The organism is Dyella sp. NPDC103356, assembly GCF_055584465.1.
On sequence record NZ_JBVJLZ010000004.1, the window covers coordinates 130,976 to 154,184 of the forward strand.

16 protein-coding genes are annotated in these 23,209 nt (G+C 61.4%); 5 read left to right on the forward strand and 11 right to left on the reverse strand.

Going from position 1 to position 23,209, the window contains the following annotated elements; all coding sequences use genetic code 11:
• Window positions 1–31: 31 nt before the first annotated feature.
• The 7 genes from ACZ6WW_RS10565 to ACZ6WW_RS10595 form a co-directional block, all read right to left on the reverse strand.
• On the reverse strand, window positions 32–3,106 hold the full coding sequence (locus ACZ6WW_RS10565) for an efflux RND transporter permease subunit (RefSeq protein ID WP_465274160.1): 3,075 nt from the start codon (window positions 3,104–3,106) through the stop codon (window positions 32–34).
• Between the two features lie 47 nt (window positions 3,107–3,153).
• Window positions 3,154–4,308, reverse strand: coding sequence for an efflux RND transporter periplasmic adaptor subunit (locus ACZ6WW_RS10570; protein ID WP_465274161.1), 1,155 nt, complete (start codon window positions 4,306–4,308; stop codon window positions 3,154–3,156).
• 22 nt (window positions 4,309–4,330) lie between these two features.
• The gene (locus tag ACZ6WW_RS10575; RefSeq protein ID WP_465274162.1) at window positions 4,331–5,842 is read right to left on the reverse strand and encodes an efflux transporter outer membrane subunit; all 1,512 of its coding nucleotides are present in this window, start codon (window positions 5,840–5,842) and stop codon (window positions 4,331–4,333) included.
• Window positions 5,843–6,192: 350 nt separating this feature from the next.
• A complete protein-coding gene (locus ACZ6WW_RS10580; RefSeq protein WP_465274163.1) occupies window positions 6,193–7,641 on the reverse strand; it encodes an efflux transporter outer membrane subunit in 1,449 nt (482 codons plus the stop codon).
• A gap of 2 nt (window positions 7,642–7,643) precedes the next feature.
• Window positions 7,644–10,739, reverse strand: coding sequence for an efflux RND transporter permease subunit (locus ACZ6WW_RS10585; protein ID WP_465274164.1), 3,096 nt, complete (start codon window positions 10,737–10,739; stop codon window positions 7,644–7,646).
• Window positions 10,732–11,862 carry an efflux RND transporter periplasmic adaptor subunit gene (locus ACZ6WW_RS10590; RefSeq protein WP_465274165.1) on the reverse strand — a complete coding sequence of 377 codons (1,131 nt, stop codon included), beginning with the start codon at window positions 11,860–11,862 and terminating at the stop codon, window positions 10,732–10,734. Before ACZ6WW_RS10590 ends, ACZ6WW_RS10585 begins: the two co-directional genes overlap by 8 nt.
• A 276-nt stretch (window positions 11,863–12,138) precedes the next feature.
• A complete protein-coding gene (locus ACZ6WW_RS10595) occupies window positions 12,139–12,351 on the reverse strand; it encodes a hypothetical protein (protein ID WP_465274166.1) in 213 nt (70 codons plus the stop codon).
• 421 nt (window positions 12,352–12,772) lie between these two features.
• On the opposite strand from ACZ6WW_RS10595, the gene ACZ6WW_RS10600 reads away from it, so the two are divergent.
• Complete coding sequence (locus ACZ6WW_RS10600; protein WP_465274167.1) at window positions 12,773–13,894, forward strand: YXWGXW repeat-containing protein; 1,122 nt, start codon at window positions 12,773–12,775, stop codon at window positions 13,892–13,894.
• A 44-nt stretch (window positions 13,895–13,938) separates the two neighbouring features.
• On the opposite strand, the gene ACZ6WW_RS10605 is transcribed toward ACZ6WW_RS10600, so the two are convergent.
• The 4 genes from ACZ6WW_RS10605 to pip form a co-directional block, all read right to left on the reverse strand.
• The gene (locus ACZ6WW_RS10605) at window positions 13,939–14,526 is read right to left on the reverse strand and encodes a TMEM175 family protein (protein WP_465274168.1); all 588 of its coding nucleotides are present in this window, start codon (window positions 14,524–14,526) and stop codon (window positions 13,939–13,941) included.
• 169 nt (window positions 14,527–14,695) lie between these two features.
• On the reverse strand, window positions 14,696–15,115 hold the full coding sequence (locus ACZ6WW_RS10610; RefSeq protein WP_465274169.1) for a DUF5329 family protein: 420 nt from the start codon (window positions 15,113–15,115) through the stop codon (window positions 14,696–14,698).
• 25 nt (window positions 15,116–15,140) lie between these two features.
• Entirely contained in the window at window positions 15,141–16,709 is a 1,569-nt protein-coding gene (locus ACZ6WW_RS10615; RefSeq protein WP_465274170.1) for a phospholipase D family protein, read from the reverse strand.
• 105 nt (window positions 16,710–16,814) lie between these two features.
• Window positions 16,815–17,780, reverse strand: a complete 966-nt coding sequence (gene pip, locus ACZ6WW_RS10620; RefSeq protein WP_465274171.1) for a prolyl aminopeptidase — start codon at window positions 17,778–17,780, stop codon at window positions 16,815–16,817.
• Between the two features lie 290 nt (window positions 17,781–18,070).
• Between pip and ACZ6WW_RS10625 the strand changes: the two genes are divergently transcribed.
• From ACZ6WW_RS10625 to ACZ6WW_RS10640, 4 genes are all read left to right on the forward strand, one after another.
• The gene (locus ACZ6WW_RS10625) at window positions 18,071–20,260 is read left to right on the forward strand and encodes a TonB-dependent receptor (RefSeq protein ID WP_465274172.1); all 2,190 of its coding nucleotides are present in this window, start codon (window positions 18,071–18,073) and stop codon (window positions 20,258–20,260) included.
• Between the two features lie 21 nt (window positions 20,261–20,281).
• Window positions 20,282–21,019 (forward strand): phosphatase PAP2 family protein, encoded by a 738-nt coding sequence (locus ACZ6WW_RS10630; protein ID WP_465274173.1) that lies wholly within the window; start codon window positions 20,282–20,284, stop codon window positions 21,017–21,019.
• 127 nt (window positions 21,020–21,146) lie between these two features.
• Window positions 21,147–21,812, forward strand: coding sequence for a response regulator (locus ACZ6WW_RS10635; protein ID WP_465274174.1), 666 nt, complete (start codon window positions 21,147–21,149; stop codon window positions 21,810–21,812).
• On the forward strand, window positions 21,809–23,197 hold the full coding sequence (locus ACZ6WW_RS10640; protein WP_281851233.1) for an ATP-binding protein: 1,389 nt from the start codon (window positions 21,809–21,811) through the stop codon (window positions 23,195–23,197). The genes ACZ6WW_RS10635 and ACZ6WW_RS10640 overlap by 4 nt, the downstream gene beginning before the upstream one ends.
• The last annotated feature ends 12 nt before the right edge of the window (window positions 23,198–23,209 follow it).

A 23,209-nucleotide genomic window follows, 5' to 3' on the forward strand; every position in this document is an offset into this window, starting at 1 on the left:
GACAGCCAGGCATCCGATCGCGGCAACCGACTCATACCTCCAACCGATCATCAGGACGTGCAACAAGCGTGTAAAGCACCGGCATAAGAAAGACGCTGATCAGGAGGCGCGTGAACAAGCCGCTGACGATGACCAGGGCGAACGGTCGTTGGGTATCCGTACCCACGCCTGTGGCCAGGGCCGCAGGCAGCAAGCCCAGTGCCGCGACGAGTGCCGTCATCATGATCGGCCGCAACCGCAAGATGGCGCCTTCGCGAATGGCCTCAGTGAGCGGGGTGCCGCCGCGGCGAAGTTCGTTGACGTAGGAAATATAGACGACCGCGGTCTGTACCGAGACACCAAACAAGGCCAGGAAGCCGACACCGGACGACACCGAGAACGGCGTACCGGTGATCCACAGTGCCACGATGCCACCCACCGGCGCGGACAGCAGCACGCCAAGCACGGTAATGAAGGGAAACTTGAAGTTGCTGTAGAGCGTGAACAGCAACAAAAAGATCAAGCCGAGTGTCAGTGGCAGAATGATATTCAGCTGCGCCCGCGATGCGGTGTATTCCGTGTATTCGCCACCCCAGTCCAGACGGTAGCTCTGCGGCAACTTCACCTTGGCGTTCACCTGTTGGATGGCGTCCTCCACCGCACCGGCAAGATCGCGACCCTCAACGGAGAACTGCACGCCGATGTAACGCGAGTTGTCCTGGCGATAGATAAATGACGCGCCGTTGGTCACCTGGATATTGGCAAATTCCTTGAGCGGTATCTGTTGCCCGGCTGGCGTGGTCACCAGCAGGTTCCGGATTTCTTCGGGGTTGTTGCGGTACGGCTCATCGAGTCGCACAACAAGATCGAATTCCTTCTCGCCCTGCACGACTTGCGTGGCCACGTCGCCGCCAATCGCCGTCTGGATCAGGCCATTGATGTCGGAGACGTTCAGGCCATAACGAGCGATCTGGGCGCGATTAATGTCGATGGTAAGACTGGGCTGCCCGAGCTCACGTACCAGCGTGACGTCGCGAATGCCGCGCACGTGTTCCAGCAGCTGTTTGATGGCCTTGCCTTTCTGCTCGAGCGTATCGAGGTTGGAACCAAAAACCTTGACGGCCAGTGCGCTTTTCAGACCGGTTTCCGCTTCGTCCACCGCATCTTCCGCCGGCTGGGTGTAGTTGAAAATGATCCCAGGGAAAGCCTCCAGCTTATGGTTGATGGCCTCGATCAAGGCGGCCTTGTTGCGGTACGAGCCCGTCCATTGCGAATAAGGCTTGAGGCCCACATAGAACTCGACATTGAAAAAGCCGGTCGCATCCGTGCCGTCATCCGGACGGCCAAGTTCCGACGCGACGGTGGTGACTTCGGGAAAGGAGCGCAATATGTCGCGCACTTTTGGCGTCACCTTCGATGCCTCTTCGAACGAGATGGTGTAAGGCATCGTTGCGCGCACCCACAACGCACCCTCGTCCAGTTGCGGCATGAACTCGGCGCCAATGCGCGGGATGAGCAGCAACGAGACGACCAGCACGATGCCCGAGGCAGCCGCGGTACCCCAGGGGCGCGCCAGACAGAAATCCAGGCCCTTGATGTAGATCGACTTGATCGCCTCGAACACGCGATTACGCCGTTCGCGGACGCCCTTGCGCATGAATACGGCGCAAAGCACGGGCAGCAAGGTCAACGTAACCACCAGCGAACCGACCAACGCGAAAATCATCGTGTCGGCCATCGGCTTGAACAACGTGCCGGAAGGCCCGGACAACACATAGATCGGCAGGAAGCTGACCACGATAACCGCAACGGCATAGAACAACGGTCGGTCCACTTCCGCGGCGGCATCGCGGATGATCTCCCTGACGTTGATCGGCGTGCCTTTGCGCTCGGCGATCTGGCGGAAGATGTTCTCCACCATGACGACCGCGGCATCGACAAGAATGCCGAAATCCACCGCGCCAATGGATAGCAGGTTGGCCGAAGCGCCCTGCAGATCCAGACAGATAAAGGCGAACAGCAGCGCCAGCGGAATCGTAGTGGCGACGATCAGGCCCGCGCGAAAATCGTAGAGAAAAAAGATAAGAATCACCACGACCAGCAACATGCCGCGCAGCAGATTGTCTTCGACGATCCTGGTAGTCAGCGTGATCAGATCGGTGCGGTCGTAGAACGGTACAACCTTGACGTCCTTGGGCAGGATCTGGTCGTTGAGCTCGCGGGTTTTTGCCTCGACGCGCTTCAAGACATCCTGGGTTTTCTCGCCGGTTCGCAACAGGATCACGCCTTCGACCGCGTCATCCTGCTTCTCGTAGCCGAACTCGCCGAGGCGAGGCGCGATGCCGATCGTTACGCGGCCAACGTCTTTCACCAGCACCGGCACGCCGTCGTGCACTGCCACCACCACGTTGCCGATGTCTTCGAGCGTTTCCATGCGACCGGCGCCGCGCACGTAGTAGAACTGTCCACCTTGCGAGTAAAAGCCGCCACCGGCATTGGCATTGTTGGCCGTCAACGCGGCCTCGACCTGAACCGCGGACAGTCCCACCGCCGCGATCTTGGTCTGGTCGAGCAACACCTGATACTGCATGGTGCCGCCGCCAAACCCGGAGTCGTCGGCGACGCCCGGAACGGATCGGTACTGCGGTTCGACCGTCCAGTCCTCGAGCGTCTTGAGGTCCATCGGCGAACGATCGGTGCTTTGCAGTACGTAGCGATAGATCAGGCCCGAAGGCGCGGACAACGGCGATACCGAAGGCGTTACCCCGCTCGGCAAACTCAGGTCGCCCAGGCGGTTGAAGACTTCCTGGCGAGCGAAGTTGTTATCCGTGCCGTTCTGGAAGGTGAGAATGACGTCGGACAAACCGTAGAGCGAGATGGAACGCGTGGTGGTGGTTTTCGGCACCCCGTTCATCCCGCGCTCGACCGGCACTGTGATCAACCGCTCGACTTCTTCGGCAGCATGTCCCGGCCATTGCGTGATGATTTCCACGATGGGTGGCGACAGATCGGGATAGGCATCGACCGGCAATCGCTGGAGCGAGCGCACACCGGCGCCCGTCAACAACAGCATCATGAGGATGACCACAAATCGTTGCGCCAGCGACGCGGCGACGATCCGGTTCATGACAGACGCCGTTCGCGACGGCGGCAGGTTGGATGGCTGCTGATCGCTCATTGGTTCTGCATGAACTGGACGAAGATGCCACCATCGACCACGACCTGCTCCCCAGGCTGCAAGCCGGAAGGAATGTCGAACTGGTCACCGACACGATAACCCACGCTGACCGACCGTCGCGCAAAGCTGCCATCGCGCTGGACGACATACACGAACGGCAGGTTCTCTTCGTCGCGCAGAATGGCCGACACCGGGATCAACAAACCTTCCGCCTCCTGTTGCGAATGAATCTGCACGCTGACGTACATCTGCTTTTTCAGCAGGCTTTGCGGGTTGTCGACAACGACACGTACCGGCACCAGACGCGTATCGGGATTCACCAGCGACGAGATATTGGTCACCTTGCCGGCGATGCCTTTTGAGTCTGCGGCCGGCATGACATCGGCCATATCGCCAACGGCCACCGACGGAAGGTCGGCGGCGGAAACCTGTGCCATCACCCATACACGCGACAGATCGGCCACGGTAAAAGCGGGCGTGGTGCCGGCCTGCAGAAGCTGCCCTGGCGCGATCTGCCTGTCCACGACGGTGCCAGCGATCGGCGAGCGGATGACGCCATCGATGTGCGAAATCGGCCGGCCCTGCTCGATCGCCTTGATCGTCTGCGGATCGACGTGCAACGAGATCAGTGCCTGCAGGGCGGCCTCGAGATCGGCGTCGGCGTTGGCGGCGTCGGTTTCGGCCTGGTCCTCTTCGCGCTTGGCCACGCCCTGGTGCTCGACCAGATCCTTTTCCAGATTGGCGAGCCGACGCGCGGTGTGCGCGGTGGTCAACGCCTTGCGATACGTGCTGATGGCGGTGGCGAAATCCGGCGAATCCACGATCGCCAATGGATCGCCTTTCTTGACATGGTCGCCAATGTCGACCAATAGCCGCGATACCGGGCCGGAGATCGGTGCCAGCACGGCCGTGGCGTGATCGTTGTCGAAATCCACGGAGCCGGTGACTTCCACCGTTCGCTGGAACCGCGAACGCACAACGGTATGCAGGCCGACGTTCTTGCGCTGATCCGGTGTCAGTGTCACGTTGCTCGCCGTGGCCGAAGCAGTCGATGCGCTGTCATCGCTTTTGCCGGTGCAGCCGGCAACCGCCAGTACAAGCAGCGCGAAGGCAGCGGCCGGAATCGGCAGGCGTTGTCTTCCACGTTTCAACGAGGGCGCTCCGTAAGGCGATTTATTTTCCATTTTTATCCTGGGCTAGATCCGCGCGATTCCACCATCCGCCACCAAGCGCTTGAAATAGCGCAGCGGTGTCGGCATAGCGGCTGGCCTGGGCTTGCACCAGATTGATCCGCGCTTGCTGATAGGACTGTTCCGCACTCAACAACGAGAGATAGTTCGCATAGCCGGCCTGCCATTGCCGCTGCGATAGATCCAGCGTTCGTTTGGCGGCATCCGCGGCGGCGGCGGCGGCTTTCAGACCGGCGGCATCCTGGTCGAGCGCCACCAGGGTGTCGGCGACATTCTGGAACGCGGTCATCACGGTGCTGCGATACTGCTCGGCAGCGGCCACATAGTTCGCCTTGGCGGCGCGTTCCTGATGCAATAGCGTGCCACCCTGGAAAATCGGCGCGGTGATATCCGCACCCACGCCCCAGAAGCCTGTGCCCGAGTTGAACAATTGGTCCATGGCCAGGGCCGTGTTGCCGGCGTTGGCGCTCAGCACGATATTGGGCAGGCGATTGGCGATGGCGATACCGATCTGCGCGCTGGCCGCATGCATATTGGCTTCGGCCTGCAACACATCCGGGCGCTGCGCAACAATCTCCGAAGGCAGGCTCAGTGGAAGCTCCTGCGGTAACTTCAGGCTCGAAAGATCAAAGGACAGATCCGCCGACTGGCTCGGAAAGCGGCCGACCAGTACGGCCAGCAAGTCGCGCTGCTGCTCCAACTGCTTGAGCAAGGGCGGCAGCGTCGCACGGGTTTGCTCAAGCTGCAATTCCTGTGCGGCCAGATCCAACCCGCTCGCATAACCCTTGTCGACCTGATCGCGCAGGATCTTCAGCATGTGCGCATTGAGGTCGATGAGCTCGCGCGTCGCATCCACCTGCGACTGCAAGGCGGCGAGCTGCACGGCTGCGGCCACGACGTTCGTGCTCAAGGTGATCTGCGCCGCTATCGTCTGGAACCGGACCGCTTGCTCCTGCGCCTGCGCCGACTCCACCGTTCGGCGATTCAGGCCGAAGATATCCGGTACGTAGGAAACACTGACCTGCGGCGTGAACAGGTTGTACTGAAAGGCATTCGAACTAGGCGTTGGCGCAATGGTTCCGGCTTGCTTCTGACGGGTGGCCGAGAAACTCGCCGTCACGCTCGGGTAGTAGGTACCCCGCTGCGCCAGCACATTTTCTCTCGCTGCCGACAACGCCGCCTGTGCCGCTTTGAGGTCGTGATTGTTGGCAAGCGATTGCTCGATCAGCTCGTTGAGCGGCTGAGAGTGAAACAGCGTCCACCAGTCCCCGGGAATCTGCGCTCCGCTGGCGAAGCGCTGCGCCTCGCCGCCCGCCACGTTCGCACTGGCGACGGTTTCGGTGATGGGGTGGGCCGTGTATCGATCGACCTCCGGCGCGGCAGGCCGCTTGAAGTCGGGCCCCACGGCGCATCCGGCCAGCAGCGACGAAGCCATGACCATGGCCAGGCGCAGGCGGTACGGCAACAACCTGGGGGCGAACCGGGAGCCAGTCATACGAGAACCACTCTGCTCTATCGACCCGCGTGAATCACGCATGGGCCTCGGCCACACTCTATCGCCACTTTCGCTCTCCCCCGATGGTCGCGGAGATATAACACATGGCCGTTGGACATCTTCACGGAGCTACGGCGAAAGTTTTCGCGATGGCTTGTGGCTGTGGGGTGGCTTGAAGAGCCCCCCTCACCCCAGCCCTCTCCCCCGGCAAAGCCAGGGGAGAGGGAGCAAAAGCGCGCAATGTTGAAGCCTTGCCTCAATCAGCCCCCTCTCCCCTGGCTTTGCCGGGGGAGAGGGTTGGGGTGAGGGGGCGCATGCGACGAAGCGAGCCCTATCCCGATCACCCAAAGCTAGGCGTCCTTGCGATTCCACCACCCGCCGCCCAGCGCCTGGAACAACGCTGCCGTGTCGGCGAAACGCGCAGCCTTGGCCTGGATGAGTGCCAGGCTCGCCTGCCGCCAGGTCAGCTCGGCGACAAGCAAGCTGCTCTCGCTGATGTCGCCCAGCGCCTGTTGCTTGCCGGCTATCTGCAAGCTCCGCATGGCCGCGCGCTCCGCACGCTCCGCGGCAACCAGTGCTTCGCCATCCGCCTGGATCGCGTGGAGCACATCGGCGACGTTCTGCGCGGCGGAAATCACCGTGCTTCGGTACTGTGCCGCCGCCTGACGGTAACTCGCCTCGGCCGCGCGCTGCTTGTGCTTCAGGGAGCCGCCGTCAAACAACGGCTGCGTCAGGTTGGCCCCGATGCTCCAGAATCCGGTGCCTGTCGTGAACAGTGAACTGGTCTGTTCCGAAGCGCTGCCCAGGCTGGCGCTGATCTGTACATTGGGCAGCCGATTGGCCAACGCCACACCGATCGCCGCACTGGCGGCATGCAGTTGCTCTTCGCTGGCGCGTACATCCGGTCGCTGCTCGACGAGCTGCGCCGGCAGGCTAAGCGGTAGTTCTGCCGGCAGGTGCAGGCTTTCGAGGTCGAACTGCGCTTCGATCGGCTGATCGGGCATGCGCCCGCTCAACGCGGCGATCAGGTCACGCTGTTGATCCAGTTGCTTTCGAAGCGGCGGTAGCGTCTGTCGCGTTTGTTCCAATACCGCAACTTGTGCCGCGACCGACGCTTCAGCCACGTCACCCAGCACCTGTTGACGCCGCAACGTATCCAGTACCTTGGTTTGCGCATCGATCATCTGTTGCGTCGCATCGATCTGCGCATGCAGCGAGGCTTCCTCGATCGCTGCGTTGACCAGATTCGATGTGAGCGTGAGATAGGTCGCCTCCAGTTCAAAGCGCTGTGCGTTGGCTTGTGCGACCGCCGACTCGACTTGTCGCCGCGTTCCGCCCCACAGATCGGGTGCATAGGACACACTCACCTGCGCCGTGGTGAGGGTGTAGAGGTTGGCGTTCGATGAAAGGGCACTGGCCACTTCGCTGGCGTTCTTCTGGCGTGTTGGATTGACGCCGGCCGAGACGGTGGGGAAATAGGCGCCGCGCTCTGCATAAGCGTTTTCCCATGCCACTTGCAGCGCGGCGTGCGCCGCTTCGACGTCGGGGTTGTGTTTCAATGCATCGTCGATAAGCGCATCCAGGGGTGCGGAACGGAACAAGGTCCACCACTGGCCGGGTATGTCCATCGACTTGACCAGGCGTTGTGTGTCGCCACTGCTGTCGGAACCGGCAGGAGCATAGTCCGTCGACTTGGGCGCCTCAGGCCGATGATAGTCAGGCCCCACTGCACAGCCGGCGAGCATGCTGCTTGCGCCGATCGACAGCAGCCACATGATTGTTGTCTGCAAGGAACGCATGATCAGATCTCCCTCGGCGGGTTCGGATGGCGTCGGCGACGCTCGACCGTGCGTTCGAGCACGTCATAGAACGCTGGAAGAATGAAGAGTGTCAGCAGCGTGGCGATGATGAGGCCACCGACGACCACCGTCGCCAGGCCACGCTGCACATCGGTGCCGATACCGGTGGCCAATGCCGCCGGCAGCATACCCACGCTGGCAACGGTCGCCGTCATCAAGACGGGGCGAAAGCGCTCCTTGGCGCCCAGCAACACGGCATCGCGTACGCCGTGCCCGTCGCGGCGCATGCGGTTGAAGTTCGCCACCATGATGATACCGTTCTGCACCGCTACACCGAACAGCGCGATGAACCCCACCGCCGTTGCGATGTTGAGCGTTTCGCCCTTCACATGCAGCGAGATCAGACCGCCCAGTGTCGCCAGCGGCACCACCGCCAGCACCAGCAACGCCTGCCGCAGGTTGCCGAACTCGGCAAACAGCAGCACTGTCATCACTGCGAGTACAAGGCCCATCACCAGCACCAGTCGCGCTTGTGCGCGCTGCTGGTTCTCGAACTGGCCCGCCCATTCGAGCCGGTATTTTTGCGCATCGAATTTGACCGTCTTGCCGATCTTGTCCTGCGCGTCGGCCAGATAGTCGGATAATGCGCGCCCACGATTGTCGATACGAATGGTCAACTGGCGATGTCCCTGCTCGTGCGCGATCGTGCTTTCGCCCGTCTGCAACGAGATTCGGGTGAGCATGGCCAGCGGTACGCGCGCGCCGGAAGGCGCCGTAACCACCAGCTGGCCCAATGCATCGGGATCGGCCGCCACCTGATGCGGTACGCGCGCGGTGACGTTGTAGACCCGGTCTTCGACATAGGCCTGCGTAATGGGTGCGCCGCCCACGCCGGTTTCGATCAGCGTATTGATGTCGGCCACGTTGATGCCATACCGCGCAGCGGCTTCGCGATTCACCGTTACCGTCAGCTGTGGGATAGGCGCTTCCTGAAAGATCGATGCATCGGCCGTGCCGCGTGTATCGTGCAGCACATCGACGATCTCGTTGCCGATCCGGCGGAGTTCCTTGAAGTCGTCGCCATAGATACGCAGCACCAGCGGGCTGTGCGCGCCACCGACCATGTCGTTCTCGCCATCGATGATCGGCTGGCTGATACCGACGCTGATGCCGGGAATCTGCTGCAGGCGCTGGTTGAGGCGGCGTACGAAGTCAGCCTTGTTTTCACCCGACGGCCAGGCGTCGTAAGGTTTGAGCCCCACACCCGATTCGATATGCGAAGGTGTCCAGGGATCGCTGCCGGTATCGTTGCGGCCGAGCTGGGTGACCACGTAACTCACTTCGGGAAACTCACCCACGACTTTCCGGTACTCGCTCGCCATCTCGCTGGCTTTTTCCAACGACAGGCCACTGGGGAGCTGCACTTGCACCCACAACGAACCCTCGTCCAGGTCCGGCAGGAATTCACGTCCGATACTCACGCCAAGCACAACAACCGCGATAAGCGCAGCGCCTGCGATGCTGTAAGAAATGCGCGGCCGTCGCAGCAATTGTTCCAGCGACTTGAGATAGCCCGATTGTAGACGCTCCAACGGCTTGTTGTGGAACATCTTGCGCGGCTTGCGCAGCGCCAGAAAAGCCAGTGCAGGTACCAGGGTCAGCGAACACAGCAACGCACCGAGCAAGGCGTAACCGACCGTATGGGCCATCGGCGAGAACAGCTTGCCTTCGGCGTGTTCGAACGCGAGCAGCGGCGCGTAGGCCGTCACGATGATCAGCGTGGCAAAGAAAATCGACCGCGCCACCGGCTTGGTCGCCGCCATGATGTCCGACTCGTGCAACATCGATTGCGGCCGCGCTTCGCGCTTGCGCAGGATCGCCTCGGTGACCACGATGGCGCCGTCGACGATGACACCGAAGTCGATCGCTCCCAGCGAAAAGAGATTCGCCGGCATCTTGGTGAAATGCATGACAATAAAAACGGTAACCAGCGCGAACGGGATGGTCACCGCCGCGACCATCGCGCTGCGCGGGCTGCCGAGAAAGAGAATCAGCACGATGCAAACCAGCACCACGCCTTCGATGACGGTATGCGACACCTTGCTTACCGTCGCCTGCACCAGGTCATCGCGATCGATGAACGGCACGATGCGCACTCCCAAAGGCGCCAGCTGTTTGTTCAGCTCGTCGACCTTGGCGTGAATGTCCTTGAGCACCAGGGACGGATTTTCGTACTTGAGCAGGTCGACGATGCCTTCGATGGTGTCCGGGTTGTTGTCCTTGCCCAGAATGCCTTCGCGAATCTGGTGACCATACTGCAGCTTGCCCAGGTCGCTTACCCGGATCGGATTGCCATCGTGCTGCGTCACGACGATGTCGCCCATATCCTTGAGCGAACGCATCAAGCCTTCGCCGCGGATCACATAGGATTGCTCGCCACGCGTCACCCGACCACCGCCGGCATTGGTGTTGTTGGTGCTGAGGGCGGTGATGACATCGTTCATGCCCACGCCATACTGCAAGAGCTTCTGCGGATCGACTTCGAGCTGGAATTCCTTGGTGAAGCCACCGAAGTTATCGACGTTCGCCACGCCAGGCACTTGCTGCAAGGCGGGGATCACTTTCCAGTGCTGCAGTTCGGATAGCTGCATCAGGTTCTGGCTGTCCGATTCGAGCGTGTAGCGATAGATCTCGCCGGCAGGGCCCGACACCGGATCGAGCGATGGCGTGACGCCGGCAGGCAAGGTGACATTGGACAACCGTTCCATGACGCGTTGGCGCGACCAGTAGTCTTCCGCGCCATCGCGAAAAACCAGGGTGATCAACGACAAGCCGAATGTGCTGCTCGAACGCATCGAGACCAGACCGGGCGTGCCGGCGAGCGCGCGTTCCAGCGGCGTGGTGATCTGCTGTTCGATTTCTTCGGCCGCCAGGCCGGGCACCTGGGTGGTGACCTGCGCGGTCACGTCGCTGAGTTCCGGATAGGCCTCGATCGCCAGCTGCGTCCAGGCGTAATGGCCGTAGATCACGACCAGGATCGCCACACCGAACATCAACGTGCGATTGTGCAAGCACCATTTGATGAGCTTCTCAATCATTGATCAGCACTCCACCGGCGACCACGATACGGTCGCCCGGCTGCAGTCCCTTGGTGATACGCGCCTCGCTGCCGATATCCTGGCCAAGCTCCACCACGCGGCGCACGAATACCCATGGCGAGACTTCGACCAGCACGGTGACGCTGTCGTTGTTCATCAGCAGGGCCGACTGCGGCACCAGCAAGGCCTGCGGCTGCGGCACCTGAAAAGTGGCGGTGGCGAACATGTTCGGCTTCAGCGCACCGTCCGCGTTCGGCACGACAATGCGCGCCTTGACGCGGCGCGAATCGGCATCGAGCACAGCACTCACCGACTGTACGGTGCCGTGGAAATCACGGCCCGGCCATGCCGGCAGCGTCACGCCCGCGTGCAGATTCGGCACGATCAGCCGGGCTTCGTTTTCGGCCACGTTCGCGGTAACCCAGACATGATCCAGGTCGGTCACGGTCATCAATACGGCGTTCGGATCGTTGGCGAACGAGCCGACCGCCGTCGACAACGTCGTGATACTGCCATCGGCGGGCGACAGCACTTGCATGCGACGCATATCGCCCTTACCAGTAGAAACACCGCCAAGAGACGCCAGTCGCGTCTGCGCGCGCGTGTATTCCGCTTGCGCTTGCACGAACGTGCTGCGCGCCGTTTCCAGGTCTTTTTCAGCGGCACCACCGGCTTCTTTCACCGCCTCGGCGCGTTCCAATGCTTTCCTGGTCAGGGCGAGCGCATCGGTCGCCTTGGTGCTATCGGAGGTCGCCTGTGCGTAGTCGCCCGAGACAAGGACCGCGAGCACTTGTCCGCGCGATACACGATCGCCCAGCGCAACCTTCAGTTCGGCAACCCGCCCGGTCAGCGGAGCAAGCACGTTGACCGTATGCGCCGGATCGGCTTCCACCATGGCCGGCGTCATCAGCGGCTGGCTGACGTCGCGCAGCGCCACGCTCTGCACTTTCAGCCGCGTGCGCAGCGGAGACTTTTCAGGCACGCGCCATTGCCCGTGTTCGGCCATGACTGCAGGCGCGAGATCCTGCTGATCGGATGTGTCGTGCGAGCACGCCGCGACCGACAACGACAAGGCCACAGTGAAATAGATGTGCGGTAGTTTTTTTTCTGAGCGAAACAACATGGTTATTCCCCTGATGGGATCGGGCACAAACGCACCCGCTGCAGCTGGCGGCTACAGGGAAGGCGAGCAGAGGGGAGGCATGAGGCTCAAGAGCCGTGAGCGCACCCGTCCGCGGTCAAACCGCTAACGGTCGCCGCATCCGGGCATGGCTCGGAAACAACGTCAGTGCGGTCGGTGAATCGGAATAAGATCGCTGCTAGGGTCTGGGTCCAAGGTCGTTTGTTTCCTTTGGTCGGGCGGGAGGCAGCATCGAGCAGCGCGGTCGGCGCGTGGCGTCTACGCAGCTTGCCGACGGTCGTCGGTGGAGACCGCGTAGGACGGCGGCTTCGAATGAGCGTGGCTGATCTGCGCGATGGACACTGTCGCGACCTCACTCAACGGTTGGGGCACCGTTACCTTCAAGACCGCTTGGGAACGTGCACGTCGAACGCCCAGCAAACGCCGGCCGGCCACATGCAGGCGCAAAAGAATTTCGCGAAGGAGCTTCATAGCCCATCTCCTTGTAACGGCGCCTGTGGCAACCGTCAGGAGTGGGCCGGTCTTCCCTAGTCCAGGAAAGCGCCAGCCGACCGCAGGCGGTCGCCGCAGACAATCAGCTTGTTATGCAATGCCGGCACCCGATGCTCGCGGATGTCGACGTTGCGACTAGGGTAAACGTCCATATGCCTTGGTTTGATCAGACAGAAAACCGGTCGCACGTGGCGTCCGGTGGCGCGAATTGTCGTGCTGCGTTGCGGCAGAGTCAACCCGCGGCGAGATGATCGGAGGTTACGCTGTCGTGTAGCTGACAACGAGGCTGAATTACTGTTCCGCATGCTGAACATGGTCGAACTTCGCCGAGCACATGCTGTAGTTCCTGCGATCGCGAGCGGCGTTTAGTTGCCTGTCGTTTACTGCAGGAGGGCTTGCGATGCGTAGCTTTGCATTGAGGAATATTCGGTCCATTCGTCGCACGCTGCTGGTTCGCCACTGCGCGGCTGCGTTGGCCCTGGCCATCGTGGGCGTTTCTGTCGCGCCGAAGGCGGAGGCGGCCGTGTTCGTTGGCGTAACGATTACCACGGCGCCACCGGTGTTGCCCGTCTATGTGCAGCCGGCGATTCCCGCGCCGGGCTACATATGGACACCGGGTTACTGGGCCTGGGGCGACGATGGTTATTTCTGGGTGCCGGGCACCTGGATATTGCCGCCCTATGTCGGCGCACTGTGGACACCGGGATATTGGGGTTGGTCCAGCGGCGTCTACATTTTTCATGCAGGTTACTGGGGCCGCCACGTAGGTTTTTACGGCGGCATCAATTACGGCTTCGGTTACACCGGCGTCGGCTATGGCGGAGGCTACTGGGGGCACGGCGGCTTTTACTACAACCGCTCGGTCAACCAGATCAATAACGTGCACATCACCAACGTCTACAACAAGACGGTGATCAACAACGTCACGGTCAATCGCGTGAGCTACAACGGCGGCAATGGCGGCATCAGCACGCGCCCGTCATCGCAAGAAATGGCTTATGCGCACGAGCAACATACCGCACCGATGGCCGCGCAGATGCAACAACGCCAACTGGCAAGCCAGAACCAGTCGCTGCGTGCATCGTTCAACCACGGCGCACCACCGATTGCGGCTACGGCGCATCCGGGTGCCTTCGCCGGTCACGACGTCGTCGCTGCACACGGTGCGCCACAGGCGAACGCAGCCCACGCCATGGCGATGCAGAACCATGCGACGACTGCGCCGAATCGTCTCAACGCATTGCCTTCGGCCGGCTTCGCGCATCCCGCCAACGGCCAACGTCCCGGTATGCCGAACAACGGCGCGAATCGCTTCAACACACAAGCTCATGCCATGCAGACCGCGCACGCAGGCCAGCCACAAATGTCACCGCATGCGAGGCCGCAGGCGTTCGGAGAAGCGCGCCCACCGGCCATGATTCACCAAGGCGAACCGCGGCCTGGCGGCGCCCCTCATAGCGCGCCGCAACCGCATCCGAGTCATCCGGGCGGAGGTCAGCCGCACGAGCGACATGAACGCTGAGCAAGCGAGCAAGGCCGTGCCATACGGCCTTGCTCTTGCGACATCTACTTATCCAGCAACCTGCTTTCGATGCGCCGATCGGGGATGAACCACAACGCGGCAACCACCGCATAGAGCACGCAGGAAATGATCGGGTTGTAGATCGCCAGCACAATGGCGATCGCATAGATGACGATCGATGATTTGCCTTTCCAGTCCGAGCCGAGTGCTTCGGCCAGTTCGCAATCGGCACCACCATTGGCTTCGATCAACGAACGAGACAGCGGCACCCACGACACGGCGGTGAGGAAAAGAATGAAGCCATAGAAGATGGTCGGCACCAGCGCCGGATGCGGGTGCGCTTCGTTGAGCCATGCGGTGGCAAAGGGAAGCAGCGACAGGCTGAACAGGAAAAACAGGTTGGCCCACATCGCCTTGCCGTTGATGCGTTTCACCAGCTGCAACATGTGATGGTGGTTGTTCCAGTAAATGCCGACGTAGATAAAACTGAGGATATAGCTCAGAAAGACCGGCCACGACTTCAATAGCTCAGGCCAGGTCGGCTCGGCCGGTGTCTTCAGTTCCAGCACCATGATGGTGATGATGACGGCGATCACGCCATCGGTGAATGCTTCAAGTCTGGATTTCTTCATGCCATCCCCCAGGAACGCCCCATCGGAGACAGTGTGCAACAGCGCGGCAGGATCGTAAATCGAGTGCGTGCTGCTTTGAGCTTGCTGATCTTCGTATATGGCCTTGGGCTGGTGTCGTCGAACGTGGGTGGCGCGCCGCACGCAAGCCAGGCCCCGGCCTCTGGCCGGCTCAGTCCGACGCCTTGAAGCTGGCCAACTTGTCGCGCAGGAAGGTTGCCGATTCGATCGTGTGCCCATCCGGAAAACGGATCGTGTATTTGATGCCGGTGACGGAAGATTCGGTCGCACAGTAGACAATGAAATCTTCGGCGGTCTTTACCCGGCTTCCAGCCATGCGCAGCTTGAGGCGCATATGCGATGCCGCCTGTTCGGCATTGTAGGAGGACCCGTTGCGAATGAAGGACACGTCTTTGAGACCTTCCACGGAAGCGATCAGATAGTTGATCTTCTGCTGCTCGATGTCCTGATGCTGGATGTCCTGCCGGGCGATCGCCGGGGTCAACATGGCCAGCCATAGCAACCACATGGCCATGACTGTGCGAACAAGCCCACGATGCTGCCGTGTCGAGAAAGTAACAGGTGCAAGCATCAAGTGTTTCCTTTCGTCCGGCGATTCAGAGCATGCCATCGATAGGCAGCAGCCGGAGCAAGGCTACCTCAAGGCGGCGTTGCAGGGCCGCGTCCGGATCGTGGTTGTAGCGCAACGGCTTATCGCCATCGCTTGCCTGCCACTGCAAGGCATGGCTATGCGGTGAATCCGGATTGCGCAGCACGACGTGATAGGCATTGGCAGGCAGCACCGCGGAATCGAAGAACTGGGCTACCGCCTCGGCCAATGCCGGCGAGTCCACGATAATTCCCATCTCCGTATTCAACAGCTTGGAGCGCTGGTCCATATTCATCGAGCCGACGAAGACCTGCCGCCGGTCCACTACGATGGCCTTGGCATGCAGGCTGACGCCTGAGGACGTGCCGCGCGCCGTCACCTTCTGGCTCGTACCCGCCGCTGGCCGAAGTTCATAGATCAGCACGCCCTTGTGCAGCTGTGTCGCGCGGTAGCGCGAATAGCCCGTGTGTACGGCTGGCTCGTCGGTGGATGCGAGTGAGTTGGTCAGCACCTTCACCGTCACGCCTCGCGCAACCAGATCGCCCAGGTAGTTCACGCCGTTGTCGCCGGGAATGAAGTACGGCGATATCAACAGCACCTGTTGCTGCGCACCGTCGGTCACGGCCTTGATCTGCGGACCGATGCGCAATGCCGGTTCGTCATGATCGGTTTCGATTTTCTCCGGCTGGTCGGCGACCAGTACGGCCGTACCCCAGAACCAGGCACCAGGATGGTCCGCCGAGGGGCCATTGGGGAGTTCATCCAGCGTCGACTGGGCGTAATCCGATTGCGCGAACTTGCGCGCGTCGTGCGCGAGATCGGTGCGCAGCTTCGCCAGGTCATAGTGATTGGCGTGGTTGCCATGGAAGGCCTTGAGCGGATAGGCCGCGTCGCAGTTCCAGTAGTCGTCGAATGTGCGCGAGGCTTCTTTGACCACCGGGCCAATGGCGATCAGGTCGAGATCGCGGAAGTTGGTGTTATCGCCGGCATCGAAATAGCCGTTGCCGATATTTCGCCCACCGACCACGGCCACATTGCCGTCCACGATAAACGACTTGTTGTGCATGCGCCGATTCAGACGGTGCGCATCGACCATGAATTGCATCGCCTTGGATAAGAACGAAGGGTTGTGCGTGGAGAACGGATTGAAAAGTCGTATCTCGATGTTCGGATGCGCATCGAGCGCATCGAGCATATCCACCTCGTTGCGGACATTGATATCGTCCAGCAGCAGGCGCACGCGCACGCCGCGATCGGCCGCCTGCAGGAGATGCAATGCCACCAGCCGGCCTGTCTCGTCGTTGTCGAAAATGTAGTACTGCAGGTCGATCGAATGCTGCGCGTGATCGGCCAGTGCGATACGGCTCAGCAGCGCATTCGTATTGAGCGTCAACAGGCGGAATCCGGATAGATCCTGATGCTGGTCGACCTGCGCATGGATGTAGCTACCCGTCGGTGTCGCCGTGGCCGGCGGCAATGCCTTGGATGGGTGTTTGCTATCGGTCGGGAGTGACGCGCAAGCGCCTATCGCCAAGGCGACTAGCGTGACAATCAGAGAGCGCGTGCAACGCAACATGAAGTCCCCGGGATCGGATGGACAAGTGCGGCAAGAACCAGGCGGTCCTCAGGTCTCGCACCGGCTCAACATGATCCAGATGCTGTGAAGACGAGCGCAAGACGCTCACCCGGCATGGTGGTCATATCGGTCAGCCAGGGCATCCGTGGCTTTGACCAGCACATCGACAATCGCCGGGTCGGCGGCGCTGTGGCCCGCCATCACAATGTGAAAGTCCGCTTCCGGCCACGCGCAGGCCAGGTCATAGGCACTCTTGACCGGGCAAATGATGTCGTAGCGTCCTTGGACGATGGTCGCCGGGATATGGCGGATACGTTCGACGTCGCGCACAAGCTGATCGGGTTCCAGAAAAACCGCATGACGGAAATAGTGCGCCTCGGCCCTTGCGACGCTTATCGCTACCTGTGGGTCTTCAAAGTTGCCGGCCTCGTTGGGATCGTGCAGCAAGGTCGTGCTGCCTCCTTCCCAATAACTCCAGGCCTTGGCCGCCGCCAGGCGTACTGCGTGGTCGGGGCTATCGAGTCGACGCCAATACGCCTCGACCATCTCGCCGCGCTCCTGGACTGGAATGTGTTCGAGGTAATGCGCCCAACGCTCGGGAAAGATCCACGAGGCGCCGCCGTCGAGTTCATTGAACCAACGCAGCTCGCCCGGCCGGCCAAGAAAGATCCCGCGCAATACCAGGCCGATCACCGGCTCCGGATGCTTCTGCGCGTACGCCAGCGCCAGGGTCGAACCCCACGAGCCGCCGAAGACCACCCAGCGTTCGATACCGAAATGCGCGCGGATGCGTTCGATATCCGCAACCAGATGCCAGGTCGTGTTGTTGCGCAGCTCCGCATGTGGGGTCGACTTGCCTGCGCCGCGTTGATCGAACAGTACGATGCGGTAACGCGCCGGATCGAAGAAGCGACGGTAGTAAGGAGACAATCCCACGCCGGGACCACCATGGAGAAAGATCACAGGCAATCCATCGGGGTTGCCGCACTCCTCTACATGGAGCTCGTGAAGCTCGTCGACAGCGAGGCGGTGAGTGGCGTAGGGTTCGATCTCGGGATATAGCTCGCGCACAGGTCCGTTCCCAGGTTTTCGCCTGAGCATACCTGCCCGCATGGATCGAGCGAACAGGACGCCTAAGACAAGCCTAAGCAAACCGCCGGTCCGCATCACCCCTATGCAACAGAACTGTAAAACGGGCCTCCCACGCTAACAGGCTTACGTCACCCACCGTGTAGGCCACCATGCAAAGCCGTTTCCGCCGCTCGCGCGTTCGCGCGCAATCCCTTGTTCTTCATCCAATAGTTCGCGGTATTCGGCAATGGCATGCCCCCCTTTCCCTGGCCATGCTGGCCGGCTTTTGCTTGAGCGCTCCCGCCTTCGCCGACGATGCAACCACGGCGGCAGCGACCGCGCCGGCTGTGGCGACCAGCAAGCAGCCCAAGCAGCTGGAAGAGATCGAGGTGCAGGGTGCGGTCAGCAACTCGGCGCTGACCCAGGCGCCGACCCAGGCCGACCTGACCATCACCCAACCGCAATCGGTGATCGGGCTGGACTGGATCAGCAACCATGTGGCGCCAACGGCGGACTACGCCACGATCGCCGCGATCGCCCCAGGCGTCACCAATGTCAGCACGGCCGGACCGGGCCTTGGCGAATCCAAGCAGATGACGCTGCGCGGCTTCAACGATAACCAATACAACGTGACCTACGACGGCATTCCGTTCGGCGATACCAACGATTTCAGCCATCACACCAGCAGCTACTTCCCGGCCAAGATGATCGGCCAGGTGCTAGTTGATCGCGGTCCCGGCAGCGCCAGCACCATCGGTGAGGCCACCTTCGGCGGCACCGTGGCGCTCAGTTCCAAGGATCCGCTGGACTCGTTCTCGTTCATCCCTACCCAGAGCTTCGGCAGCTACGGCACCTCGCTGACGCATCTTGAAGTCAACACAGGTCGCTTGGATGACCTGGGCGGCGGCAAGCTGATCGCCAGCGCCCAGTACATCAGCACCGACACTGCCAAGACGGATGGCGATACCTCGCGCAAGACCGGCTACATCAAGTATGTGCAGCCGATCGGCACCGGCACCGAGATCACCTTTCTCAGCAACTACAACTACATCCGTTTCAACAACCCGGACCTGAGTTCGCTGACGCTGAAGCAGATCGCGCAGCTCGGTCGCAATTTCGGCCTCAACAACGATCCGACCAGCACCAACTGTGCCTGCTATAACTTTCAGACCAAGCAGACCGATCTCGAGTACCTGGGTGTGCACAGCGCACTGTCGGAGACCTGGTCGCTGGACAACAAGGTCTATACCTACGCGTACGACAACACCAGTCACGAAAGCCCGTACGTAGGTACCAAGGCGTCGCCGACCAATATGGGCGGCTATATCAAGATCAACAATTACCGTGCCTGGGGCGACACCTTCGCGCTGGTGCACGCCGACGACTACGGCCAGTTCCGCACGGGCGGCTGGTACGAGTACACCAACAACCAGCGCAGCAGCGTTGCCGTCGACTACGGTCGTGATCAGGCCATCGACGTCAAGGCCGGTCAGCCGCTGCAAGGCAGCTTCAACGCCAAGGGCGTGTATAGCGGTCCGTACAAGTACATCATGAAGGACCAGCTGCACACGGGGCAGCTCTATGCCGAGTACGAGTGGCACCCGATCAACGGGCTGAGCATCACCCCAGGCGTGAAATACCTCGATATCAGCCGCGATATCGAGGCACCGATCAACCAGACCAGCAAGGTTCCGTTGCGCTACAGCCAGACCTGGGACAAGACGCTCGGCTATCTGACCGCCAACTATCTGCTGCGCGACGACTGGAGCATCTATGCAACGGCCGCGCAGGGCTTTCTGACGCCCAACCTCAATGAGTTCTACGTACCGGATCCGTCGCTGAACAAGGCGCACCCGGAGCAGACGATGAACTATCAGTTCGGCTCGGTCTACAAGACCGATCGCTTCAATGCGGATGCCGACGTCTACTTCATCAACTTCAAGAACTACGCTTTCTCGACCACGATCCCAGGCACCACCGATGCGGTCTATTACGTCGCCAAGGGCGCCTATATCAAGGGCATCGAAGCGGAGATGACCTACTACGTCGGCGCCGGCACCAGCGTGTTCGCCAACGGGTCGTTGCAGGACGCCACCTTCAAGGGCTCGCGACTGGACATCCCCAACGTGCCCGACCGCACGGCAGCCATCGGCGTGCTGTACGAGAACGACGGTTTCTTCGCGTCGCTGTTCGACAAATATGCCGGTAGCCAGAAGGGCTACAACTCGAGCTTCAACCCCGATCAAGCATCGTCGGTCACCTCGACCATTTCGACGGGTGGCTTCTGGCAGGCAGCGATGAGCGTGGGTTACGGCCAGAACCTGAGCGGCTCGGTGATCAAGAGCTACAAGGTTCGCCTGCAGGTGGACAACCTGTTCGACGCGCACAACCTGGTGATCAACTCGGTCAGCGGAAGCACCGGCTCGTACTACGTGTTGCCGGGCCGCAGCTGGTTCGCCTCTGTATCGCTGGCACTCTGACAAGGCAACCGGAATCGAATCATGAAACATATCCTCAACCGTCTTGCCTTCGTTCTGATCGCTGCCCTCGCCTGCACCGTTACTCATGCGCGCGACGCCCATCCGACCGAGGTTTATCTGAGCGCCAGCCAGGTCAACACCGTGCTCGCCATGCTCCCGCCGCCCAGTGCACCGGGCAGCGCGGAAGACCAGGCCGATCGCGCCACCACCGATCGTGCGTTCGCGCAACGCTCCAGCGCCGATTTCGATGCAGCGGAGCAGGAAGAGAAGTTCGATGCCTTCGCGTTCGCGTCAGTGGTAGGCCCCGGGTTCCAGGCCGACAAGCTCCCGCACGTAGCTGCGCTTTTCAAGGAAGCCGAGCACGAGACCAAGGAAGCTGTCGACACCTCCAAGAACCATTGGCGGCGCGTGCGGCCTTGTCCGCCCGCGTCGGCCTGCGCGATGAATCCCGAGCATGCCTCGAAGAAAAGCTTCGGCTATCCCAGCGGGCATTCCAGTCGCGCCACGGTCGACGCCATCCTTCTGACGCAGTTGTTTCCACAGGACGGCGACGCCCTGATGCAGCACGCCAGGGACATCGGCTGGCGACGCGTGGTCAAGGGCGTGCACACATTGCAGGACATCTATGCCGGGCGGATGTTCGGCCAGGCCTTGGCCAGCGCGATGCTGACCTCGCCGGCGATGCAGCATGATCTTGCGGCCGCCGCCGCGGAACTGCGTGCCGCCGGTTTGACCGGCGACGCTCATTCGACACCTTGATCTGGCTGCGACAAGGGACCCGAACTACCCGCTTACCCGCGACTGTCACAAACCTGTAAGACAATCGCTCGTGGCGTCGTGTCCCACCCGGCCGACGATGCAACGACAGCCATTGGCGGAGTGACACGTGCATATCATCCTGATTGAAGACGACCAGGAGCTCGGCGCAGCAATACGCCGGGCTCTTGAGCGTCTCTCGTACACGGTGACATGGTTGCTCGATGGCGAGGGCGCCGTGGCCGCGATGCGCGACGAAACCGCCGACCTTGTACTGCTCGATCTCGGTCTCCCCGGCAAGGATGGCCTGGATGTGCTGGTCGAGGCGCGCCGTGCCCGTATCCGAACGCCAGTGCTGATCCTTACCGCACGCGATGCCGTCCAGGCGCGCGTACATGGGCTCGACGCAGGCGCCGACGACTATCTCACCAAGCCGTTTCATCTGGACGAACTGGGAGCGCGGATCCGTTCGCTCACTCGCCGCATGCAGGGCCTGGCCGACAACCGCATCGAGGTGGGTTCGCTATGCCTCGACCTCGCCACGCTGGAGGTGACTTTTCGTGGCCAGCGTGTCGACCTGACCCGGCGCGAGTTCTCGTTGCTGCAGGCGTTGATGGAACGCGCCGGTCGGCTGGTGCGGCGCGATTTTCTGGAGAGTTCGCTTTACGGCAACGACAAGGTTGTGGGCGATAGCGCCCTGGACGTCATCGTTCATTCGCTACGACGCAAGCTGAGCTTCGAGACGATCCAGAACATACGCGCCTTCGGCTACATGATTCCACGAGAACCGCAATGAGGCACCCCAGCCTGCGTGGACGGCTGCGCTGGTTGATCGTGACCATGCTGGTGCTCGTGCTGCTTCCGCTCGCGCTCTACAGCTTTCGCCGTACCACGGCAGAAATGGAAGAGCTGTCCGATGGGCGACTGGCGCAGGCGGCGCATACGATCGGCTCGTTGGTCCAGCGAACCGGCGTTCGCGCCTTGATCGGCAATGAGGCGCTGCTGGTTCCGGTGCAGAAGAAATCGACGCTGCGCAGCTTGGGGGAAGTGCGTACCGACGAGTCGGAAGTCGGCTTTCAGGTTTTCAACGGGCGGGGACAGTTGCTCCTGGGAACGGCCAATCTTTCGACCTTGCCGTCGTCCGCGATGGATCGTTCCGAATTTCTCGACCTGAAAAAAGCCCATCACATCTGGCGCGTCTTTACCTTTGTCGATAAACCCAATGACATGGTGATCCGTGTGGCGGATCGCTACGACACACGCGAGGAGATCGTTCACGCGCTGTGGCTCGACCATGGCCTGCCCTTTTTGTTCGGTTTGCCCGTGCTCGCGCTGCTGGTCGGCTGGGCGGTCAAGCGCGGCCTGCAGCCGTTGACCGGCCTGGCATCGGCGCTGGCGGCACGTGAGCCGGGCAATCGCGAGCCGATTACCCTCGATCATTCCCCGCTTGAACTTCAACCGGTGCTTGCCGCGCTCAACGAGCAAATCGAACGCCAGGAAAACGCGTTGGAACGCGAGCGACGCTTCAGCGCTGACGTAGCGCACGAACTGCGCACGCCTGCAGCATCCATCACGCTCAATCTGGAGAGCGCGATGGCAACGACGGACCTGGCCGAGATCTACGACAGCATTGCAGGTGCGCAAAACAGCGTTCGCCTGCTCTCGCGACGTATCGAACAACTGCTTGCGCTGGCGAGGCTCGAAGCCAATGTCGCGACCAACCAGCCCGCTACGATCGACTTGCTCGAAATCGCCAGTGACGTCATTGCCGAGCTGGGTCCTTCCATCGCCGGCAGCGGCGTAGCGCTGGGCCTGCCGCAACGACAGTCTCCCGTATTGGTGCAAGGTTACGACGCCGCACTCGCAGCGCTGCTGCGCAATCTCCTTGAGAACGCGATTCGACATGTTCCGCGTGGCGGACAGGTTCAACTGGCGATCGAGCAGAACGCGCATGAAACGACACTGGAAGTGATCGACGACGGCCCCGGTATTCCGCCGGAACGCCGCCATGCCGTGTTCGCGCGCTTTCATCGCGAAGCATCCAGCCGAGGCGACGGCTATGGCCTGGGGCTTTCCATCGTGCAACGCGTCGCCTGGCTACACCGTGCGTCGATCGAGCTGCTCGATTCGCCTTTGGGCAAGGGACTGAGAGTCAGGGTCGCTATCCCGCTCGGAGCGTAGCGACCCGGCCCC